At 68.5% G+C, this 21,017-nt stretch carries 22 protein-coding genes; 11 read left to right on the top strand and 11 right to left on the bottom strand.

Going from position 1 to position 21,017, the window contains the following annotated elements:
• Nucleotides 1-3: 3 nt before the first annotated feature.
• Nucleotides 4-387, top strand: coding sequence for a hypothetical protein (locus ACFYRH_RS35950; RefSeq protein WP_387784491.1), 384 nt, complete (start codon nucleotides 4-6; stop codon nucleotides 385-387).
• On the opposite strand, the gene ACFYRH_RS35945 is transcribed toward ACFYRH_RS35950, so the two are convergent.
• From ACFYRH_RS35945 to ACFYRH_RS35935, 3 genes are read right to left on the bottom strand one after another with little or no spacing between them, the layout of a single operon-like run.
• Nucleotides 372-2,336 (bottom strand): PEP/pyruvate-binding domain-containing protein, encoded by a 1,965-nt coding sequence (locus tag ACFYRH_RS35945; RefSeq protein ID WP_387784489.1) that lies wholly within the window; start codon nucleotides 2,334-2,336, stop codon nucleotides 372-374. The genes ACFYRH_RS35950 and ACFYRH_RS35945 overlap by 16 nt on opposite strands.
• Nucleotides 2,337-2,381: 45 nt before the next feature.
• Nucleotides 2,382-2,957, bottom strand: a complete 576-nt coding sequence (locus ACFYRH_RS35940) for an AAA family ATPase (protein ID WP_387784487.1) — start codon at nucleotides 2,955-2,957, stop codon at nucleotides 2,382-2,384.
• A 24-nt stretch (nucleotides 2,958-2,981) separates the two neighbouring features.
• The gene (locus ACFYRH_RS35935) at nucleotides 2,982-3,479 is read right to left on the bottom strand and encodes a hypothetical protein (RefSeq protein WP_387784486.1); all 498 of its coding nucleotides are present in this window, start codon (nucleotides 3,477-3,479) and stop codon (nucleotides 2,982-2,984) included.
• 201 nt (nucleotides 3,480-3,680) lie between these two features.
• Between ACFYRH_RS35935 and ACFYRH_RS35930 the strand changes: the two genes are divergently transcribed.
• A complete protein-coding gene (locus ACFYRH_RS35930; protein ID WP_387784484.1) occupies nucleotides 3,681-3,956 on the top strand; it encodes a hypothetical protein in 276 nt (91 codons plus the stop codon).
• Nucleotides 3,957-4,224: 268 nt separating this feature from the next.
• Here ACFYRH_RS35930 and ACFYRH_RS35925 read toward each other — a convergent pair whose 3' ends face one another.
• Nucleotides 4,225-5,292: a DUF2855 family protein gene (locus tag ACFYRH_RS35925; RefSeq protein WP_387784482.1), complete on the bottom strand. Its 1,068-nt coding sequence runs from the start codon at nucleotides 5,290-5,292 to the stop codon at nucleotides 4,225-4,227.
• 101 nt (nucleotides 5,293-5,393) lie between these two features.
• Here ACFYRH_RS35925 and ACFYRH_RS35920 point away from each other — a divergent pair, with 101 nt between their 5' ends.
• Entirely contained in the window at nucleotides 5,394-5,822 is a 429-nt protein-coding gene (locus tag ACFYRH_RS35920) for a TetR family transcriptional regulator C-terminal domain-containing protein (RefSeq protein ID WP_387784566.1), read from the top strand.
• A 181-nt stretch (nucleotides 5,823-6,003) separates the two neighbouring features.
• Here the strand turns inward: ACFYRH_RS35920 and ACFYRH_RS35915 are convergent, their stop codons facing one another.
• Nucleotides 6,004-6,828 (bottom strand): GNAT family N-acetyltransferase, encoded by an 825-nt coding sequence (locus ACFYRH_RS35915; RefSeq protein WP_387784481.1) that lies wholly within the window; start codon nucleotides 6,826-6,828, stop codon nucleotides 6,004-6,006.
• Between the two features lie 304 nt (nucleotides 6,829-7,132).
• On the opposite strand from ACFYRH_RS35915, the gene ACFYRH_RS35910 reads away from it, so the two are divergent.
• On the top strand, nucleotides 7,133-7,768 hold the full coding sequence (locus ACFYRH_RS35910) for a LysE family translocator (protein ID WP_387784479.1): 636 nt from the start codon (nucleotides 7,133-7,135) through the stop codon (nucleotides 7,766-7,768).
• Between the two features lie 228 nt (nucleotides 7,769-7,996).
• Here the strand turns inward: ACFYRH_RS35910 and ACFYRH_RS35905 are convergent, their stop codons facing one another.
• Together ACFYRH_RS35905 and ACFYRH_RS35900 are read right to left on the bottom strand one after the other, a co-directional pair.
• A complete protein-coding gene (locus ACFYRH_RS35905) occupies nucleotides 7,997-8,707 on the bottom strand; it encodes an alpha/beta fold hydrolase (RefSeq protein WP_387784478.1) in 711 nt (236 codons plus the stop codon).
• Nucleotides 8,708-8,936: 229 nt separating this feature from the next.
• Nucleotides 8,937-9,311 (bottom strand): nuclear transport factor 2 family protein, encoded by a 375-nt coding sequence (locus ACFYRH_RS35900; protein WP_387784476.1) that lies wholly within the window; start codon nucleotides 9,309-9,311, stop codon nucleotides 8,937-8,939.
• Between the two features lie 444 nt (nucleotides 9,312-9,755).
• Here ACFYRH_RS35900 and ACFYRH_RS35895 point away from each other — a divergent pair, with 444 nt between their 5' ends.
• From ACFYRH_RS35895 to ACFYRH_RS35885, 3 genes are all read left to right on the top strand, one after another.
• Nucleotides 9,756-10,604: an LLM class flavin-dependent oxidoreductase gene (locus tag ACFYRH_RS35895; RefSeq protein WP_387784474.1), complete on the top strand. Its 849-nt coding sequence runs from the start codon at nucleotides 9,756-9,758 to the stop codon at nucleotides 10,602-10,604.
• Nucleotides 10,605-10,745: 141 nt separating this feature from the next.
• The gene (locus tag ACFYRH_RS35890) at nucleotides 10,746-11,846 is read left to right on the top strand and encodes a helix-turn-helix transcriptional regulator (RefSeq protein ID WP_387784473.1); all 1,101 of its coding nucleotides are present in this window, start codon (nucleotides 10,746-10,748) and stop codon (nucleotides 11,844-11,846) included.
• A 262-nt stretch (nucleotides 11,847-12,108) separates the two neighbouring features.
• Nucleotides 12,109-12,522, top strand: coding sequence for a hypothetical protein (locus tag ACFYRH_RS35885; RefSeq protein ID WP_387784471.1), 414 nt, complete (start codon nucleotides 12,109-12,111; stop codon nucleotides 12,520-12,522).
• A gap of 343 nt (nucleotides 12,523-12,865) precedes the next feature.
• Here the strand turns inward: ACFYRH_RS35885 and ACFYRH_RS35880 are convergent, their stop codons facing one another.
• Nucleotides 12,866-14,239 (bottom strand): FAD-binding oxidoreductase, encoded by a 1,374-nt coding sequence (locus ACFYRH_RS35880; protein WP_387784470.1) that lies wholly within the window; start codon nucleotides 14,237-14,239, stop codon nucleotides 12,866-12,868.
• Nucleotides 14,240-14,256: 17 nt separating this feature from the next.
• The gene (locus ACFYRH_RS35875) at nucleotides 14,257-14,844 is read right to left on the bottom strand and encodes an acyl-CoA thioesterase (RefSeq protein ID WP_387784469.1); all 588 of its coding nucleotides are present in this window, start codon (nucleotides 14,842-14,844) and stop codon (nucleotides 14,257-14,259) included.
• A gap of 391 nt (nucleotides 14,845-15,235) precedes the next feature.
• On the opposite strand from ACFYRH_RS35875, the gene ACFYRH_RS35870 reads away from it, so the two are divergent.
• From ACFYRH_RS35870 to ACFYRH_RS35855, 4 genes are all read left to right on the top strand, one after another.
• Nucleotides 15,236-15,907, top strand: coding sequence for a DUF998 domain-containing protein (locus ACFYRH_RS35870; RefSeq protein ID WP_387784467.1), 672 nt, complete (start codon nucleotides 15,236-15,238; stop codon nucleotides 15,905-15,907).
• A gap of 255 nt (nucleotides 15,908-16,162) precedes the next feature.
• Complete coding sequence (locus ACFYRH_RS35865) at nucleotides 16,163-17,524, top strand: NAD(P)/FAD-dependent oxidoreductase (RefSeq protein ID WP_387784465.1); 1,362 nt, start codon at nucleotides 16,163-16,165, stop codon at nucleotides 17,522-17,524.
• 308 nt (nucleotides 17,525-17,832) lie between these two features.
• Nucleotides 17,833-18,408, top strand: a complete 576-nt coding sequence (locus ACFYRH_RS35860) for a helix-turn-helix domain-containing protein (protein WP_387784464.1) — start codon at nucleotides 17,833-17,835, stop codon at nucleotides 18,406-18,408.
• A 26-nt stretch (nucleotides 18,409-18,434) separates the two neighbouring features.
• On the top strand, nucleotides 18,435-18,884 hold the full coding sequence (locus ACFYRH_RS35855) for an SgcJ/EcaC family oxidoreductase (RefSeq protein ID WP_387784463.1): 450 nt from the start codon (nucleotides 18,435-18,437) through the stop codon (nucleotides 18,882-18,884).
• 182 nt (nucleotides 18,885-19,066) lie between these two features.
• Here ACFYRH_RS35855 and ACFYRH_RS35850 read toward each other — a convergent pair whose 3' ends face one another.
• Nucleotides 19,067-20,215, bottom strand: coding sequence for a sensor histidine kinase (locus ACFYRH_RS35850; RefSeq protein ID WP_387784461.1), 1,149 nt, complete (start codon nucleotides 20,213-20,215; stop codon nucleotides 19,067-19,069).
• A complete protein-coding gene (locus ACFYRH_RS35845) occupies nucleotides 20,212-20,910 on the bottom strand; it encodes a response regulator transcription factor (RefSeq protein WP_387784459.1) in 699 nt (232 codons plus the stop codon). The genes ACFYRH_RS35850 and ACFYRH_RS35845 overlap by 4 nt, the downstream gene beginning before the upstream one ends.
• Nucleotides 20,911-21,017 lie beyond the last annotated feature (107 nt).

Below are 21,017 nucleotides of genomic sequence, written 5' to 3'. Positions count from 1 at the left end.
ACGATGGCGTATCCCCCCACGGTCGAGCGGACGATCGAGGTCGAGCTGAACCGGTACGTCGAGGACCCATCCGACTCCGTTAGCGACCCTGACGAGCTCAATTACGAGCCCGATGAGTACGTGACCTGGAGTGCGGAATGGTGGCTGAACGGCTCCTCGCAGAGCACCCCGCACGCCGAATCGGAACTGCAAGAACTGGTCGACGTCGTCACCCGTAACCTGACCAGATGGGGCGACCACTACGTGCTCCATCTCGATTGGACTCTGCGCGGCGACCCTCCGGAAGACAGCACACTTGATGACGCAGTCGCTGCGACTGGCGTCGTCTACCCACTCGGCTGCCGGCGACGTAGGACGCCGACCAGCTGTCGTCAGGTCCGCGCGTGAGCTTTGAGGTGGAGTCGGCCGTTGTCGACGACTGCGAGATGCCCATCGACTGCTTCCGCGGGGAGGTCGGCCACGATCGCCGGTACGTGGTCTTCGCGGAGGAGGATCGCAAGGTGGCACAGGTCGGATCCGCCGGCGAAGACGAACCCGGCGACGTGCCCGATGAGTCGGGACAAGATCACGTAGGGGCGGTCTGCGTAGACGATCGGAGGTGTTGAGAGTTGGGTGATGCGTTCGAGCAGGCAGGTGATGTAGTGGCTTTCGGGTACGTCGGCATCGCCGTTGATCGACACGATGGGTGCGATCGACAGGCGCGTTAGAGCCTCGTCATCGGGCAGCATCAGCAGCGGGCCTCGCGCTGTCCCAGTGCTGAGGGTGCTCCCGGGCCAGCTGCTGGCCCGATTGGTGTCCGTGGTCGAGTAGTCGATGAAGTGCGGCTCCTGCTCTTCGTGGACCCATTCGAGATAGGTGCCTGGGTACAGCTCGGTGAGGATGTGGGTGAACGCAGCAACCTGCTGCAGCTGGTCGAGGTGCCAGGGTGCCGGTGGATCGAGCGCGGCCCAGGACTGCGCATCGTCCACGGCAGGCAGGCGGAGCGAGCTGGGGCTGGTGAGGCCGCGGTTGATGGCCAGCAAGCCCTCGGCGGAGTGCTCCATCGTGGTTGACCCGTCGGCGTTCGCGCGGGTGACGGCGCCGGAGGTCCCGCGGACGAATGGTCGCAGCAGGATCGTGTGTCGCGTGTGTGGGTCGCACTGCAGGTTCAGCACTGTGCTCAGGAACCGCTCCAGGTCAGTGGCGGACAGGATGTTCTGGCGTGCGGACGGGCCGAGGTCAACGATGACCTCCCCGGTCAGCTCGTCCCACCACTGCGGTCGTAAGCCCGGGTCGTTGAGGCCGGTTCCGTTGAGGGTGATCAGCCAGCCGTCGTCGACGGTGACGCCATGCCGGGATGCGAGACCGAAGGCAGGGCTGCGCTTGGTCGTGACGCTGAGGTAGACCTCGGCGCAGTCGCCGAGCGCGATGCCGGCGGGGAGCTGCTCGCTGTAGTAGAGCGACGTCGCGGCGAAGACCGGCCCGGCTGGTGTGGCCACAGTCAGGGCGGCGGTGACCGGCCGGACCTGGAGTAGCCGCAGCCCACCCGGGTGCCAGGCCCATTCGATGTCGACCTCATGACCGAGGTGATTTCGCAGTTCACCTGCCAGATAGGCGATTTGGTCGTACGGCGGCGGTGGGGCGGACTGGCCGGTGATGTCGTAGCGGTGAGCGGCGGTTAGCCCGGAGACGAGGTGTTCACCGGTGCCGACGGTCGCGCAGACCAGGGTTCGGTCTTCCTGGGTGAACGCGACGCCTGCCAGGTCGGCATCCACCATTTGCTGGACGATGACCGCGATTCGCGGGGACGGGTCGGTGTCGCCGGCTCGGAGCCGGGCCAGGATGGCCCGTGGGCTGTAGAACGAGGCCCAGCAGGCGGTGACCGCTTCAGCGGCTTCGGCGAGTGTCATCAGGTGCAAGTACGACTCGTAGAGGCCGGCGTGGCTGCGGGCAGTGCCGTCTTCGACGAGGCTGGAGGACCTGACAGCCCAGGGACCGTTGTTGCTGGCGTCGGCGCACCAGTTGGCCAGCGCTCTCCACAGTGCCGATGGCAGCGTGAGCGATTCGAGGATCGCGGCGAGCCGGGTGTCGAGGTTGATCAGTTCGTTGCCGGCGGTGGCGGCCACCTCGTGAAACAGCTCGGCCAGTGCCGCGGCGCGGGAGGGCCCGAGGGCGTCGGTGAAGGCACTGGTGGGGATGCTGACGGCGTGCGGTACGGCGGCGTGGCCGTCGAGTCGGTCGGCCACGGAGGCGAGGTTGGCGAACTTCGCTCCGGTCACGGCCCGATCGCGGCCGGCCGGAGAGCTGAGCTCGATGAGGAGAGGGAGCTGCTTGCCGACTGGATTCGTGGTGTTCACGGTGTGGTCCTCGCTGTCCAGCTCAGGGGCTGGATGCGCGGACCGCTAGTCGAGCGGTTGGGCCAGCCACTTGGTGAGAAGGGTGTCGACCTGGTCGTGCAGGTCGCGCGGCGCGAGCGTTGTGGTGTCGACGCTGTAGTCCGCGCAGATCGTGTCGTAGCCCCAGGTAGCGTTGGAGTCAGGGACGATGGTGTGGTCTCCGCGGGCGTGCAGCCGCTGAGCACGCACCTCGTCGGTGCAGGTGACGTGCACGAAGACGAACCCGGCGGCCGCCAGCCTGGGGTAGTCGACCGCCGCGTCGCGGAGGTCGTCGTTGATCACGACCGAGGTTGTGGCTTGCGCGACTCGGGTGAGGAAATCGTCGGCCAGGTAGTCGGGGTTGATGCGCCGCAGCCAGGTCGCGACGGTGCGCAGCACGTCGTTGTCGTGCTCCCATGGGCCGATCGGCTTGCCCGCGGTGGCGTAGATGTGGCCCTGGATCCGGTAGAGCGGCTCGGCGAGCTTGATGACCTGCACGGTGTGCCCGCGCTCTTCCAGCGCGGCTTTGAGGTTTGCGGCGACGGTGGACTTTCCGGAGCCGGCCAGCCCGTAGAGGGCCAATTTGCGGGGTGGCACACCCACTGCGGGTCCCCTTCTGGGAGCTGGTCATGTCGGCTGCATTCCGGCGGCGGGACGTAGCCAGGATAGCTTCGACCAGTGATCTTCCAGGCTGGCCACACCGTGGCTGGCCAGGAACTCGCGCGTGAAGGCGACCAGTTGTTCGTATTCGTTGCGCAGTAGGCCGAGGTCGACCGGGCGGAGCGTGCGTGTGCGGACGTACTCGACCTCGACTTGGTGCAAGGGGTCAACCAGCCCGGCGCGCTCGGTGCACCTGTCGAGCATGATCGAGAAGACATGTCCGGAGGCCAGTGACTCCAGCAAGACGTTGTACCGGACCCTGCGGTAGACCTTTCCCCAGGCCGGGCGCAGCCCCCAGCGGTCGGCGATCACGGCGGGTAGGTCTGGGTTCGGCCCGAGCATCAGGCCTTCGATCAGATCCTCGTGGCGCATCTCGGCATCGGCGGAGAATCGCTTTCGCCGGATGATCCAGGTGCCGTTGACGGCAGGGATGAAGGCGATGTAGCCGCGCTCGGACCGGGGCATGGTGATTTCGAACAGGTGGTTGTCGAAGTCCCATTGCTCGAAGCCGCCGTTGTTGCCGTGCTCGCAGATCCAGTCCCGCAGGCCACCGTTGCGAACGGCATCCAGAATGGCGGTGGTCAGACCCCATAGGTGAGGCTGGCCCTGCAGGGTGAATTTGTACTCCAGTTCCTGGCCGGGTAGTGCGTTGACGAACCAGCGTTGATGGTTGACCGCTTTCGGCCCGCCTGGTCGACCCCACTAGCATTACCGCCCCCCGAACGCCGTGCCCGCTACTGGGAAGACACCGCCCTCGCACTCCATGGCCGCGGCAACAGGCAAGCCGCCTTCCAGGCCCTCGTCACCGCCGAACGAGACACCCCACAAGAAGTCCGGTTCCGTCCCTGGGCACAGCAGCTGACCCGGGATCTGCTGTCCGGCGACCGCAGCAACAGCCTGCCCGGCGTACGGGACTTCGCCAGCCGCATCGGCACGCACTGACCTCGAGGCTGGATCACCTGCATCTGGCGATCTCGTAGTGCCGATCCAGGCTTGCAGCTGCTTCGCGTCGAGCCGACCCCGGTACCACATCCCGGCCAACATCGATGCTGCTGCACTGAGGATCCCCGACCCCACTCCGCCGGCCAACCGGACACCACCCGCCCCGACCCACCACGCGACCAGCGCCGCCGCGGCGACCACCAGCGGTTGTTCAGGTGACGGGCTTCCACAGTGCAGTGGCCGAGGGTTTGTCCTGGGCGAACCGTTCTCAGGACAGAACGATCACCGCGGTCGTCAACGGATCGACTTCACCTCGCAGCACGCGGTGCCAGACGTGAGGGACCTGTTCGAGTCCGGTGACCTTCTCCACTGCGAGATGCTCGGCGGCCCAGACCGCGATCGGCTCCTCGACTGCCTGCTCGAAAGCCGCCATCTTCTCCTCACCGATCCGTGCGGCCACGTCGATCCGGCGAAGTCCGACGTTGAACTGCTCGACGGGTGGCCCCGGCGGGGAGAGCTGCGCGGAAGGCTCGCTCGACGGATGCGTAGCGCCGACTTGGAGGCTGCGAGCGAGCGCTGATCCGAGGGTCCGGGCCACCGCAGCGGTGATCTCGGCGTGCCCGGCCACGTCGACATACACGGTGCCCGGAATGCCCACGAGATCTCCGATCTCGTCGTAGGACAGGACCTCGTCGAAGACCTCGGCGCGAGCAGCGGCCTTGGCACGGTCAGCCGCGGTCAGCCCAACAACCCGCAGGCCCGCCTCCCGCAGCATAACGGCTGTGGTGAGGGCGGTACGGCTCGTGGCGCTGGAGAACACGACCTGCGCAGGAGTTGACGCCAGTACTTCATCACTGAGGTGAGCCGCAGTCTTTGCCACTCCCCCGGTAGTCGCGAGCACCACGTCGTCGACCGGGTCGTTCATCCGGATCATGTCGCGGTAGAGCGGATACATCTCCGACCGTTCCGGCGATGTGGCGCGCAACCCGCTGGGCAGCGGCTCCGCCTCGACCAACACGTGCGTGGCCATCGGGAGGTAGCCGTAGAACAGCTCGCCGGGCGCCGCCAGGTCGGAGTCGCCGCCGATGACGCGGGCGGTGCCCCAGGCAGGCACTCGTCCCCATCCGTGCTCCCGGGCCGGGAACGGAGCCCAGTACCCGAGCTGGTCGCCGTAGCGGGCGTACGTGATGTTGTTCGAGCTCAGGACGAAGCGCTCGATCTTGAGCAGCACGCTGCCCCGCGCTGGTTCGGGTAGCGGATCGGGGACGATCCGCATGGTGTGCAGCGGATCGTCGCGGAGGAACTCGAGGGCTTGGAAAACGGGCCGTAGGGCCATATCTACCTCCATATTTGTTGGTCGACCAACAAATCAATTGCCATCGGCGGTCCGTGCCGGGGTGCGGACGATGAGTACTCTCGCGACATAACGTTGTTCGTCTGATCGACGCCCTTGCCCGTGCACTGCAGGAGGGATTCGTCCCTGGGCCGGCGGAGAAGCCGCCCGGACTCGACCGCCTGCTCGCCCTGATCGACGGCTACCTCGGCGCGCTGGCCCATTCCTCGACCTCCGGCCACGCGTTTCTGCTGCTCTGGTCCGGAGCCGTGACCGACACCCAACTGGCCCCGACGTTCCGGGAGCGAGACAGCGCCTTCCGCGACGACATCGCCGCGGACGTTGCCGCAGGCATCGCCGAGGGCATGGTCCGCGACACCGTTCGCCCCGAGTCCGTCGCGGTCGCCGTGATCGCACAGCTGCGCGGAATCGGCATGCAGCGGCTGCTCGATGTGGACGCCGTCGACGTCGAACGGCTACGCACAGAGGTGACCGAGCAATGGCGACGTGCCTTGAGTGCCGGCAGCCGGTGACAGCAACGCAGGTCTCGTCTCACCTCGCCTCCGAGGTCGATGACGGACCGCTGACCATCAAGACACCACGACTCGGGTGACCGAGCCGGTCGACTCTCGTGCCGACCGGTTCGATCCAGATTGGTCGGTGGCCGTACGAGCTCGACGATCCTGACGTCGTGGGCGAGCATCTGGCCTCCGGTCAGTGGGTGAAGTAGATGACGTCGTCGTCGCCATCCAGGAAGCCCAGCTTCTCGTGGAGCGGGCGGCCCATCTCGCTGGACTGGAGGTAGGCGGTGTGTGCGCCCGCACGACGGCCCTCGGTCAGACGGTGCAGCAGCAGCGCGCGGCCCAAGCCGCGCCGGCGGAAGGCCGGGACCGTCCCGCCCGAGTAGACCCCGAGCCAGCCCTTGTCGTCGAGCATCGTGATCCCGGTACCCGCGACCTGTCCGTCGACCATCGCGATGTAGACGGTGATCCCGGGGTGGGCGAGCACCGCGTCGGTAACGAACGGCTCGCCGAGGGAAGCGTCGGCTCCGAACGACTCGCCCAGCGCGCGCACGAACGCGGCGCGGTCCTCCGGCGTCCGGACCGTCCGGAAGGTCGCGGACGGCATGATGCCGTCCGCATCGGGCAAGTCCGCCAGCGGGCGGATCATCGTCGGAAACCGAAGCTCGCGCAGGCCATGGCCGGCCGCCGCGGACCGCTCCGTCCCGGTGGGTTCGTGCCCGACAACCTGCATCGACCAGGCCGGCAGACGCTCCGCCGCGGCGGCCAGCGCACGGTCCAGGCCGGCGCGGTCGTGTCCCGCTGCGGTCAGCACCAGCCCGTTCAGCATTGGCACGGGGACGGTGGTGTCGACGATGTCCACCCCGTGGGCGATGGGAGTCACTCCGCCGCCGGGCGCGAGGGAGGCCAGGAGCGCCTGGGCGCGGACCAGGGCCAGGGAGGGTCCGTCCGGCCGCGACTGGGGCTCGTGCCGCGGCCGCATCCCACCAGGTTTCGGCGCTTCCCCGTGTGTTGTCATGTGATGTTCCTTGTGTCAGGTGTGGCGTACGCAGGGGTTGTCGAGCTCGCGTCGGTTCACACGGTCACGGCGGTCTTCAGGGTCGGTCGATTGACCTTAGGACCAAGTCTTGGCCGCCTGGGAAATCTTTCAGGGGCGTAAGGAACATCTCGATGCGCTGACCGGCATCGGCAAGAGCATCGGTCATGCGCTCGTGAGCAATCGGCGGGTGGAGATCTTACGGGTTTGAAACAGCGTGATCCGATCGTGAGCTGTCGGGTTAGGGTCCCGGGCTGTTAGCTGTCAGCGACCGGAGGAGCAGGCTGTGTTGGATGTTGTCGCGTTGTTGACGATCATGGGGGTGATCGCGGTGGGCGCGATCAGTCCTGGGCCGAGCGTCATCGTGGTGGCACGGACCGCGTTGTCGGCGGGCCCGAGTGCGGGCCGTCTGGCGGCGGCGGGGATCGGGGCGGCCGGCCTGGTCTTCTCGGTGATCGCAGTGACCGGCCTCAGCGTGGCGCTGGTCTACGCCGGATGGCTGTTCACGGTGCTCAAAGTGGCCGGCGGGATCTACCTGGTCTACCTCGGGGTGCGGATGTGGCTCGCGCACCGGACCGGGGCGCCAGTCGAGGCGGGGGAGGTGCGCGTGGAGCCACGGCGGGCGTTCCTGTCGGCAATGCTCACGCACCTGAGCAACCCGAAGGTGATCGTGGTCTACGGGAGCATATTCGCGAGCGCGTTGCCGCACGATGCGTCAGTGGTGACGCTGGTGGCGGTGCCGGTCGGCGTCACGCTGGTGGAGACGACGTGGTACCTGATCGTGGCAACGGTCCTGTCGCTGCCAGGGCCGCAGCGGGTCTACGCACGCAGCGTGGGCGTGGTCGACCGGGTGGCGGGGACGTTCCTGGGCGGCCTGGGAGCGTACTTCGCCGTTGACGGGATCCGCGCGGCCGTACGTTGACGCACGCGGGGCCGCCATCCCGATGACCGTCAGGGTTCGTGCTTCTGTCCTGCCCGGCTTCCCGCCAGTGCTGCGCAGACAAGGATTTGGGTCGCGGCACGACAGCGCTTGCCGAGGGGAGTTGCCTCCATCGGGGCGTTGACCACGGCAGCGTGCTGCGGCTGTCGGACGATGCCGCGGCATGGTGCCGTGGGGGCCGAGCGCGAGGAGAGGGGTCGCCGAGGCGCGTCAGCCGCCAGTGGCGTTGCGCAGTGCCTTGGCGACGTCGTCCGGGTGCGTGAGGATCGCTTCGTGCGTGCCCGGCACCATCAGCGGTTCGGCGTCGATTCGCGCCGCGAGCTCCGTCCCAGGTGCGGCAAGGGCCTGGTCCCGCTCGGCCAGGATGTAGCTCAGAGGCACACTGAGGCTCGTGAGATTCACCTCGCCCAGCGCATCGAGCATGTACCCGCCGGGCTGCGGTAGCAGCAGGTCGTGCACGAGACGCTGGAGGGTCTCCGGCTCACCCGGCATGAGGGACTCGCGGACCGCGGCGAGATCCACGCCGATCGTCCCGTCGGCGGATGCCGCGATCGAGGCGCGGACGAACGCGCCGACGTCCGGGCCCATCGCGTCCGCCATCGACTCGCCGGGACGCGGTACGAAGGCGTTGACCATGGCCACGCCGCGCAGCCGTTCGCCCAGTCGAGGCGCTGCACCGGCGATCGGGATGCCGCCCCAGCTGTGACCCACCAGCACCACATCGGACAGGTCCCGACGTTCCACCTCTCTGACCACGTGATCGACGGCGTCCGCGAGGCGCAGACCCCGGGGATCGTCACCAGCCGTCAGCCCAGGCATGGTCAGGGCGACTGCGCCGTGGCCGGCAGCGGTGACGCGTTGCGCCACGGGATGCCAGGCCCAGCTGCCATGCCAGGCGCCGGGCACGAAGACGTACTGCATGGTGCTCCTCGAGTTCGATGAAGTGAGGCTCTATTCGCTGGAGTTAAAATCCAGTGATTGCGCGTTGCGCTACCCCCTTACGGCCGGCGCGGTCCGATGGAACGTCGCGAGCTGCTCACCGGTGCTCTCGCTGTTCAGCACGACATGGACGGAGCCGGCGACGCGCCGCCCCCACCGGTGGACGCGAGTTGGCGCAGCGTACGAGACGGCCATGACGCGACCAGGGACCCTAGACGATCCCGTCGGCTGGGGCGAAGACCGGTGCGATGTCGATGACGACCCGCCAGTCGGCGACCACGTCGCCCTTCCAGCGCAGGATGTCCACGCAGGGAACCGTCACGACTTTTCCGTCGAGCCGCGTGTAGTCGACCTGGATGTACGCGACGGTCACATCGGGCTCCGGGTGCCAGAGGTCCTGCACGCGGTGCCGGACACCACTGATCGTCGACCAGAGTTGCGTGCAGGCCGCGCGAACCTGGTCGTGGCCGGTGGCTGCCGGTGCGTTGCCGAAGGTGAGGACGACATCGGTGCTGAGGCCCGCGATGAAGCCGTCCGCATCCAGCGCATCGATCGCGGCGATGGTGTCGTCAAGGGTGCGTGCCATGAAGTCTCCTCTTGAGTGATGCCTGGGCAGGGCAGGCCTCGTGAGTTGCCCCCGCCTGGTTGGTGCCCAGTGTTGGGCAGAGGAGAGTGCCGCCGGGGGATTCTTTCGAACCCGTAACAACCGCCCTGGTCATCGAGCTCCCGCCCGACGTGCGTTACACCGAGCTGACCGCGGTGCGGTAACCCGGCGAGCTCACTCCGGATCTGCGGCAGCGGGGAGAGTGGCCGCAGGCAACCAGATAGGCGGCTCGGCATCCACCGGCGTGCTTGGCGATTGGCTGACGTCTTCCTGGTGTGCCGACTGGGGTCGCTGTCGGCAGACTTCTTACGGTTCCGAAAGCTTCTCCCAGGTGGAGCTTCGTCGTACCTAACCTGGCCGAACGTCGGCGCGTGCCTACCGTGTGCACCCGCTGCCGTTTCGTCCTGATACGACATGAGGTGCTTGATGAAGATTGGCATCGGACTTCCCAACCAGGCTCGCGACGTGCGGCCTGCGCGCCTTCCCCGGTGGGCGGCGATGGCCGAGGAGGCGGGGTTCTCGACGCTCGGCACCACGGGCCGTATCGCCTACCCGGGAGTCATGGACACGGTCGCGCTGGCCGCGGCTGCGGGTGCGACCAGCCGGATCGGTTTGATGAGTGCGATCACGGTCAGCACGGTGTGGCCCGCCACCCTGTTCGCCAAGGAGGTCGCAGGCATCGACGAGATCTCGGGCGGCCGGCTCACCCTGGGGATCGGTGCGGGTATCCGGCCGGACAACTTCGTCGTCGACGGTCTCGGGCCGGGCAGCCGTGGCCGTCGGATGGACGCGGACCTGGCGACCTATCGCGAGGTCTGGGGCGGCGCTCCGGTGGGCGGTGGCACCAACCCGGCGGTGACGAGCGAGGCGCGGACGATACCGCTGTTGTTCGGCGGGATGTCCGCGCCTGCTCTCGCGCGGATGGCACGGTGGGGAGAGGGCTACATCGCCGGTTCGGTACCGCCACCGATGGCGGAGGCCTCCTTCGACCAGGCGCGTACGGCGTGGCGGGACGCCGGCCGACAGGGTGAGCCGTGGCTCGTTGGTATCGCGTACTTCGCCCTCACCGACCCCGGGCTCGGACGCCGGAACCTCAAGGATTACTACGCCGACACCGAGTTCACCGACCTCGTGGTCGGCACACTGAGCGACACGCCAGAAGCGGTGCGCACCGTAGTGAAAGCCTTCGCCGACATCGGTGCCGATGAGCTCATCCTCAACTCGGCGACGGACGAGATCGACGATGTCCACCGCCTGGCAGAGCTGGTCCTGTGACAAGGCCACTCGTGCATCTCGTGCCGGGGCGTCGCGGGGGGCCCGAACCGGTTCGGTGCCTCGTGGCCGTTGCTGACGACCCGGAGATCGACAACCTGGTACCGCGTTCATTGACGGGCAGGCGCAGCTGAAGGGGAGGCCATGAACAACACCCGAGGGGCACCGACGCCCGCGCCGGCGCCCCGGTCCGCCGGCGAGCAGCGCGTCTACACAGTGGATGTCACTGTGTCACCACAGGAAGACGACATGATCGAGAGCCTCGAGCGCCGCTGGGACGCGCAGGTCGGCCGCGTGATCCCGATCCCACCGTCGTCCCCGGTCGGCACGGGCGACTACCGGATCCGCATCCGGCACAGCAAGATCGACGACGCGGTCGTCGAGGACCTCTACAGCGAGTCGATCGTGGGCGGCACCGGCGGCCGGTTCGAGCACCTCAACGACCGGGTTGTCGTCCACATCGGACGGCGCGGAACATGGCGCTTCACCCGTTCGGGCGAGCGCGGCGACGTGACCGAAATGGCGCGCAACCAGTTCGTTGCCCGACGCAACGATCCGTCATGGGATTTCGGGATCGGTCCACGGACCCGCTCGACCGTGCTCATCCTGCCCACGGCCGACCTCGGTTCGCTGTTCACCGACCGGGCGATCGTCGGCACCACGGAGTCCGCGGACCTCCGGCTGCTGATGGCCCATGTGACCGCGGTCCAGCAGTCCTTGAACGACCTAAGCCCGGCGGCGGTGACGGCCGCCCGCAACGCTCTGGTGGAGCTGACCAGGGCGGTGGTCTCAGGTGAGGGTCCCGACCCATCGGAGCCACGCCTGGCCGCGGCGCTCGCCGACGCGGCCCGGTCCCTCGCCGACTCCTTGCTCACCGATGCCGACCTGAGCCCTAACATCCTGGCGAACGAGCTGCACGTGTCCCTGCGCACGCTCCAGCGAGCTTTCGCCACCACGGGTGAGTCCGCGTCCAGCTACATCAGGCGCCGCCGCCTGGCGCAGGCCCATCAGCAACTCACGACGGGCATCGGCACCGGCTCGAGCATCTCCGAGCTCGCCGCCCGCTACCACTTCGCCGACGCCAGCCACTTCGTCCGCGCCTTCAAGCGTGAGTACGGCGAACCGCCGTCGCGAGTCGCCCGCCGTACCCCTGAGCCCGAGCCGCAGCGAGTGCTCGGACGGGTGGATCAGACGATGGTGTCGCCCGATCGGCGGGCGACCGGGGCAGGGCGCGATCGACGCTGACCGTGACCGGGCCGTCGAGCTCTCCTTCGCCGCCAGCCGGTACGCCGTGACTTTCCCCGAACCCCAGCTCGCGACGTACAGGCGGCGGTTTCGTGCGACGAGGCGGGAACAATTGGCCTCTGGAGATCTCTAGGGCCGTGCAACTTGTTGAGACCTGGCTGAGCAGGAGCCTGGGATGGCCCCTGACGCTTGCCTTTGGTGCCACACGATTGAGGTCCGTCCGGGGGTATCCGCCGATGCCGGCCTCTGAGAGGGGTCTGGGATGAAATCTTCGTTGCGAGTCGTCCTCTGGTTCTACGTCGCGTTCAACCTGCTGCAGGTCGTGGTCCTCACCTTCGACCCCGAGCTCATCGACCGCGCCTATCGTGGCGGCGAGATCACCCCGACACGCCGCTTCCAGTGGTACTCCGTCGCCGGTTACCACGTCCTGATCATCGCCGTCACCATCATCGCGATGACACTGTCCCGCGCCGCCGATCGCCGCAAGCTGGTCATTGTCAACGCGCTGATGTATTTGCTCTGGGACGCGACCTCGCAGCTTGCCTACTGGGGCCACGAGATCGGGATAGCCACGTCCGACCTCCTCACCAACGCGGGCGTGAGTGTCGTGACCGCTCTGGTCCTCTTCGCGGTCGCCTACTTCGACCGAGATCCCAAGACATCCGCACCACGCTGACCCTTTCGGGTACGCCGTTGCGCATTGCGCGAGCTGCTTGGAGAACGACGCGATCTGACGCAGAGGACAAGCTTCGGGAGCGGTTGAAGACTCGGGTCAGGACCGAGGGTTCGGCCGTGTTGAAGTCCTCCGATCGCGTAGCTGTGGCGATCGACCCCGACTGCCGCGATGTGCGTCGTCCCGTGCATGATCGTGTGCCGACTGCACGGGCATTGCTCGGCAGCGCCGAAGACCACGTGACCGAGCCACCCGGCCGGGACCGAGGCGTCACGTGGTCCGTCAGCCCGCCGTACGGGCCCTCGCCGTGGCCGCTATCCCTCAGGTGGCCGGGACCAGCGAGGCCCTACCGGGCCGGCTCGACCGGGTGGTTGCCGCGAACAAGGTCCGCGGGGTCGTACAGGGCCTTGACGCGGCGGAGGCGGTCGAGCGTGGCCTCGTCCGCGAACGGGGCGCCACCAGGACGTTCGGTGAGGTTCAGGTACGACGTCGCCGCTCCCCAGGGTCGCAGGGCGTCTCGCAGCCGGTCCAGGGCGAAGTGCGCCACCTTGGCGCTCAGCTCGTCGGGAGTGAGCGCGGCCGAGAAGACCAGGTACCCGGCGTCGAGGCCGGTCACGGCGCCGCCCTTCGCCGGGTCCGGCGCGAAGGCCCCTCCGAGGTGCCGGATCTCGGTCCCCAGCATGGGAAAGTCCTCGCCCGGCCCGGCGACGGACAGGAAGGCGTCCAGGGCGTCGGTGGGGAGGTCCGTCAGGAGGAACCCGTCGCCGACTGCGGGCACCGGCGCCAACGGGTCCATGTTGATCGCGGCGAGCTCCGCCGGGCTCGATGGGCGCACAGAGTCCCTCACGGGTCCGAGCGCGCGCAGCGGGGCGAGCAGCTCGTCGGTCTCCTGCTGCCCCAGGAGCGAGACCAACTCGACCACGACGAACGACTGACCCTGCACCTCCTCCGGGATATCCGGCACCGGCGGGAACCGCAGGATCCGCCCGATCGAGGTGACCGCGTCCGGCACGGTGGCGGTCCATTCCCGCCAGGCGTGAAGCACCTCGGAGGCCCGCTCCAGCGGGAAGAACAGGACGCCGCCGTGCAGGTCGGGTGTCCGTACGAGGGCGATCTCCAGCGCGGTCACGACTGCGAAGCTGCCGCCGCCGCCCCGGATCGCCCAGAACAGCTCGGGGTCGCTCGTGGCGTCGATGTGCCGCGCTACGCCGTCGGCCGTCACGACGTCGGCCGAGACCACGTGGTTGGCGGCGAGCCCGTGCTGGCGCCCCAGCCACGACAGCCCGCCACCCAGGGTGTATCCGACGACACCGACGGTCGGTGAGGTGCCCGCCAGACCGGCCAACCCGTGACGAGCGACGGCGGCCGTCAGGTCGCCCCAGAGCACGCCCGCCTCCACGCGGACGGTGCCGGCCCCGGGATTCTCGGTGATCCCGGTCAGACCGGACGTCCGCAGGAGCACCGTGCCGTCCAGAGCCCCGAGAGGCCCGGCGTTGTGGCCGGTCGACTGGGCCGCGACCCGCAGACCGGCCGCCCGTGCGGCGTTCACCGTCGCGACCACGTCGCTCGGGGACGCGGCGAGTACGACGGCGTCGGGCCGCTGGTCGACCGCCAGTTGAAAGGCCTGGCGCGCCTCGTCCCAGCCCGTCTCCCCGGGGAGGACAAGGCTGCCGACGAGCGCGGCCCGCAAGCCTGCGGCGTCGAGGGGGTTCGTGGACACCAAGGGCTCCTGTCGGTTCACTGCGCGGTCCGCGCGGTAGGGGTGGGGTCGGTCGGCACAGGATCAGTCGGTGCGCCGTTCCAGGACGAGATCCAAGCCGCGACGTCGGCGGGGAGCTCGGGGCGCTCCTGCGGCACGTAGCCCCGCTCCTGGGCCAGCAGCGACGCGATGTCGCCCGGGACGATGCGGTCGCCCGTGCGGGTGCTGACGAACCGGCGGCCCACCACGCCGCGGGTGGACAGCTCCCCGCCGCGAGTGATCACGTGCTCGGTGTAGAACAGGCGGTCGTCCCAGCCGATCACGCGCGAGGTGATCTCGATCCGGTCCCACAGCTTCAAGGGCCGGCGGTAGCGCATCGTGGACGCCGCGACGAACCCGACCCAGGAGCGCTTGGCCGCGAGGCGCGTGCCGCCCATCTCCGCGATCTGCTGGGCGGCCGCGACGTCGATCAGCTGCAGGTGGCTGCCATTGTTGACCACCATCATCGCGTCCAGGTCCTGCGGCAGCACCCGCATCCGGGTGACCACCGGGTCCAGCAGCCGGCGTCCGGGCACGGGTCTGGTCCGTACCAGCGTGCGCCAGGCGAATTGCACCATCCGTGTCATGCGTCCTCCATCTCGTCGCTGGCTCTCGACACGCCGGCTTCGTCTTTCTGTCTGGTCCGATCTGAGGCCGGTGGCATGGGGGAGGCAACACCCATGCCGCCGACGTTCCCCGAACATAGGCACGGCCGGACTCCGGACCGGGAAGTCTTTCAACAACGTAAGAACACCCGGACCTGGACCGGCTGTGCTTACGCTGACGAGCGGGGACACGAGGGCCGGAGAACATGGCCACGACCGGGATCGCGGTCATCGCCGGCAGCATGCGGCCGGCAGGAAAGCGGGTCAGTTGATCGTCATGACCGCAACCTAGGTTCGAGGCACGAGCTGGAGGATTCTCTTACGGCTTCTTAAGATCTGCGGCGACCGCGCGGCCGGTAACTACGCTCGCGCCATGTCTGCATTGCGTGGGTTGCTGTGGTGCGGTGTGGTCGGACCGGTGTTGTTCATCGTGCTCTTCCTGGTCAACGATGCGATCAAGCCGGGCTACGACCCCGTGCGCAATGCGGTCAGCGAGGCGGCGATCGGTAGCGGCGGCTGGCTGCAGAGCACGAACTTCATCGTGTCCGGGCTGCTCATCGCGGCATCTTCCGCGGCGATCACCCGGGTCGTGGGTCGATGGGCGGGCGCCCTGGTCGGTGTGACCGGGGCCGGGCTGGCGCTGGCCGGCGTCTTCGTGTCCGACCCGGTGCCCGTCGAGCAGGTGAGCTGGCACGGGATGATCCACAACGTGGCGGGGACGGCCAGCTCGGCGGCCCTCGTCATCACCTGCTTCGTGGCCGCGCGATGGCGACCCACTTCACAATGGCGCTGGTACTGCCTCGCGGTTGGTGTCTCCGTACCGCTGATCTTCGTCGTCGCCCTCGGGGCGGACGGGACTCTCGGCATCTGGCAGCGCCTCAGCAACCTCATCGGGTGGACCTGGCTGGCCGTGGTGGCGCTGCGCGCGCTCGCCGTCATGAGCGAGACGCCCGAGGCCGACCTGGCCGAAGGACCACGCCCATGGCCACGTACGGGATCACCTCGGCGTCAAGACGACGTGGGATCCGCGGCCTCTCGAGCATGACGCCAGGCAGAGCCGCTCTCGAGGTGGCTACCGGTCCGTTCCGCCGGTCGTCTCGTTCAAGGAGAACGATCTTGGTGGTGAGCCCGCGGGTGGCGCCGGTGTTCCATCGAGGTCGTCGCCGCGGTCCACGACCCGGCCTCGGTCCGGCTCCTAGCGTCGACCCAGGTCGTTCTGCCGGCCGCCTGCAGTGGTTCGCGGGCGTGGCCAGGGCGGAACCTCCCCTCCCTGTACCGCACCGAACGAAGGACTCGAATCATGACGCACGATCGACCGTACGGCCACGCCGTTGTCGCCGGCGGCAGTGTGGCCGGCCTGCTGGCCGCGCACTGCCTGGCCCGGCACTTCTCCCGGGTCACGCTGGTCGAGCGCGATCTGCTCCCGGCGAACGACCGGACCCACCGGCGCGGTGTGCCGCAGAGCCGGCACCTGCACATCCTGCCCGGGCTGGGACGGCAGACGATGGAGAAGCTGATGCCCGGCCTGACGGCCGAACTGCTGGCCGACGGAGCCGTGTCCACCGACGTGCTGGGCGGAATCCGCTACGTGTTAGAAGGTCACCGCGCCGAGCGGGCGCCGATGGATCTGCAGGCCGTTCTCGCCGGGCGGCCGCTCCTCGAAGGGCGGATCCGCGAACGGCTGCGCGCCGTACCGAACGTCACCTTCCGAGACAGGCACGAGGTGACCGGGCTGGCCCTCGACAGCGCGACCGGCCGGGTCAGCGGCGTGTACACCGCACCCGCCGACAACCCGACCGCGAGCACGCTCCTGGAAGCCGAGCTCGTGGTCGACGCGACCGGCCGTGGCGGCCGCGGAACCGCCTGGCTGCGGGCAGCCGGACTCGGCGTTCCCGACGAGGACGAGGCAACCATCCGGATCGCCTACACGACGCGACACTTCCGGCGCTCCCCTGGAGAGCTCGGTGGCGATCAGGCCGTGATCATCACCCCTACGGCCGAGAACCGCCGCGGCGCCGTACTGAACGCGCAGGAGGACGGCACCTGGATCGCCACCTTGTTCGGGTACCTCGGCGAGGAATCACCGGTGGACCTCGACGGGTTCCGGGCGTTCGCCGCGAGCGTGCCCGCCCAGGACGTGGCCGAGGTGATCGAGCGCGCCGAGCCGCTCGACGACGGGACGCTGATCCGCTTCCCCGCCAGCCGGCGCCGCCACTTCGAGACGCTCACCACGCTGCCCGACGGCTATGTCGCGCTCGGCGACGCGTTGTGCAGCTTCAACCCCATCTACGGTCAGGGCATGGCGATGGCCGCGCTGGAGGCGGAACTGCTCGACAGCTGTCTGGAGGTTCGAGCAGGCAGACCTTGGTCCGAAGGCGCGGGAGTCAGCCGGGACTTCTATACGCAGGTCACGCCGATGGTCGATCTCGCCTGGGCGACGGCAGTGGGAGCCGATCTGCGGTACCCCGAGGTCGCGGGGCCGCGAACTCCCGAGGTCGAGCAGATCAACGCTTTCATGAGCAGCATGTACCGGGCCGCGTCGCAGGACGTCGAGGTCAGTGAGGTTCTCGTCCGGCTGATCAATCTCGTGGCCGGGCCGGAGATCCTCGAAGACCCCGAGTTCACCGAGCGCGTGCAGAAGGCCGCAGCCCGGGTCAGCTGATCCCGCCGTCGTTCCCGGCCGGCTGACGGAGATCAGCAATCTGACCGTGCTGTTCTGCATTTCGAGCCACTGCGCCTGGCCGTTCAGTCGAGCCCGGATCGAGGGGAGTTCCGTATGGCCGTACCGGCCCGTGGGGTCGCTGAGGTGTTCTCCGCCTGCCTTACCCACACGGTGAGCCCTGCCGCAGATCGCCGACCAGCCACCACCGTTCGCACTCGGCGACGAGCTGTCCGCCAAGCTGGAGTTGATCCTCGGCGGCCTCGTCGACGGGGGCCGGGCGTGACGAAACAACAGTGCCTGGGCGTGGCATGAGCGGCGCCGACGCCTTTCTGGATGCTCTCGCGACGAGTGGCCTGCCGCCCCTGCGCGGCCGGCGGCACGAGGGCGAGGACTTCCGCGCTGACCTCGTGACCCGCGAGCTGGGGCCTCTACGGTTGGCCGAGCTGGTGACTCCGGAAGGCGAGTGCTTCCGGGACGCGCGGTCCGCCCGCGACGCCGACAGCGAGCTCTGGCAGATCGAGCTGGTGACGCGGGGACGGGTACGTGTCGAGCAGGGCGGCAGCACGGCTGTACTCGGTCCCGCCGACCTCGCCCTGATCGACCCCGCGCGGCCGGTCCGATTCTCCAGCAGCGCGACAACGCACGTGACCATGCTGATCCCGCGGCGCTCGCTGCGGCGGCGCCTGGAGCGATGCCGCGCCGAGCTGGCCGGGACTGACCGTCCGGTCGCGGCCATCGCGGCGAGCTGGGGATTCGCCGATCCGGCGCACTTCAGTCGGCTTTTCAAGGCGACCTACGGGTACAACGCGGTGACGCTCAGACCCAACAACCGTGCACAGATGGTCAATGCTTCTCCCGCCTGGTCCGCCGAGGATGGTGCCTGAAAGCGGAGCAACAGAAGGGCAAACAGATGGAACAGACGGTCGAAGCGATGGCCGCCATCCCGGCGCGGATGAACGCGGGCTGGAACAACGGCGACGCTGCCGCGTTCGCGGCCGAACTCGCGGACGACGCCGAGCTGGTGGACTTCGAGGGAACCATCCACCGAGGGCGCGAGGCGGTGATCGCCTTCAATCAGCCCATGTTCGACACCGTACTGAAGGGCTCCCGAATGGTCCGGAGCGAGGTGCCGTTCGCGCGGATCGTCCACCCCGGCTGGGGCGTGGTGCACCACCGCGTCTGCCTCGTGATGCCGGGCGAGGACGAAGCACTCTCGAACCGTTGCTTCATGCAACTACTCGCCGTCGGGTGGCAGAATGGCCGCTGGGAGGTAGCGACGCTGCAGAACGCCCGTCTGGTCACGCTGGAAAGCGCGATGACGTTGGACGCCCAGTCCGCTGGGCGTGACGTCACCAGTTGACAGTCCAGCCTCCGGATCAGCAGGTACGCCGCGGTCAACCCGGCGACGCCGTACCACGGCCACCGCGAGGCGATCGCCGTTCATGGAGAAAGCCTTGCAAGTGAAGAGGTTTGTACAACTCTGTGCAGGACGGAAGGGGTTCCAGGAGACGGAAACGCACAACGGAGCGGGTGGGCGGCGAGTCAGCCGGCTGGTGTCGCCGTCGTGGGCAGGGCGATGTTCAGCCGGAAGCCCTGGGGGGCGTGCTCCGCGTGGACGTCGCCGCCGTGGGCCCGGACGATGCCGCGGACGATCGCCAGCCCGAGCCCGGCACCGGGCGATCCGGCCGGCTGGACCGCGGGGGTACGGGCCGCGGTGCCGCGCCAGCCGACCTCGAACATCCGGGTGAGGTCCTCGCTGTCGACGCCGCCGCCCTGGTCCAGCAGCGACAGCACCAGCCGGTCGTCGTGCTGGTCGGCGGAGATGAGGATCTCCGATCCGTGCGGGGCGTGGCGGATGCTGTTGGTGAGCAGATTGACCACGACCCGGGTGAGCTCGTGCGGGTCGGCCCGGAGCATGTGGCCCTCGACGTTCGCCTGGACGATCCGGATGTCCTTCGCGAGCGCGAGCTGGTGGACGTCGGCGACGGCGTCGGAAACGATGTCGAGCAGCTCGATGTTCTCGGGCCGGAGCCGGAGCTGCCCGCTCTGGATCTGGGAGAGCTCGAACAGGTCGTCGACCAGCCGGTTCATGGTTGCGGCCTGTTGGCGGATGCGGCGGATGTAGTCGGCGGGATCCTCCACGGCGCCGTCCTCGAGCGCCTCGGCCAGGGCGCTGACTCCGGTGAGCGGGGTGCGCAGGTCGTGCGAGATCCACGCGAAGAACTGCCGGCGCGAGGCGTCCAGTTGCTCGATCTCGGTGCGGGCCGCCGCGAGTCTCTCGGACACGTCGGCGAGCAGGGTGGACAGTTCGGCGAACTCCTTGCCGCTGTGGGGCTGGGCGTCGACGACATCGCCCTGGCCGACGCGGGAGACCGTCACCCGCAGGTCGGCGAACGCGCGACTCGCCGTGCGAGCGGTGAGCAGGGTCGCCGCGAGACTCAGCGCCGCGGAAATCCCGACGACCCACAGCAGCACCGCAAGATCGTGCAGGGACAGATACATCAGTACGGCGACTGCGACGGTGGAGCAGACGATGGACGCGATGGCGGCGCCGACCACCACCGTGAACTGGAATGTGATGGACCGGGGCGGGCAGAACCGGAGGATCAGCAGCGCCATCACGGTGATCACCGTGGTGCAGCCGACGGCGCTGCCGAGGATGAGCAGCAGGTCGATCGCGGGAAGCCTCACGCGACGCCCTCCACCGTGAAACGGTAGCCGCGGCCCCACTCGGTGAGCAGGTAGCGGGGAAATCGGGGCTCCGGTTCGATCTTCTCCCGCAGCCGACGCACGTGCACGGTCACGGTGGACGTCTCGCCGAAGCTCCATCCCCAAACCTCGCGCAGGATGTCGTCCCGGCTGAGGATGCGGTCCGGGTTCTGCAACAGGTATAGGAACAGCTCGTACTCGCGGGCCGTGAGCGTCATCTCGGTGCCGTTCAGCCAGATCGTCCGCTGCGCGGGGTGCACCCGGAACGGGCCGATCGTGAACGGCGCGGAGAACAAGTGCGGACGGCGGCTGCGCCGGACCATCGCGTCGATCCGCAGCTGCAGCTCGCGCAGCACGAAGGGCTTGGCGATGTAGTCGTCCGCGCCGTGCTCGAGTCCGTCGATCCGTTCGTCGGCCGCTCCCAGCGCGGTCAGCATGATGATCGACGTCTGCGGCGCCGCGAACCGCACCTGACGGCACAACTCGTCTCCGCTGACACCGGGCAGCATCCGATCCAGGACCAGCACGTCCGGCCGGGCGGTGCGCAGCGTTTCCTGAGCCGTGCGGCCGTCGGCGAACTCGGTCACCTGGTACCCGCGACCGCGGAGGTAGTCGGTGACGACGGCTCGGACGGTGGCGTCGTCCTCCACGATCATCACCTCGACGTTGTCCTCCATGCCCACCACCGTAGCGGCGGCCGATCCCGGCCGGAGAATTCTTACGCTCTTGAAAGAAGCCCTGGCCGACCAGCTGAAGCTCCGCTGGTCCATCTCTTACGGGACTG

This window comes from Kribbella sp. NPDC004875 (assembly GCF_042873375.1).
GTDB lineage: Bacteria > Actinomycetota > Actinomycetes > Propionibacteriales > Kribbellaceae > Kribbella.
The sequence above is the reverse complement of the archived record's forward strand: the minus strand, read 5'-3'. Positions and strand labels throughout refer to the sequence as shown.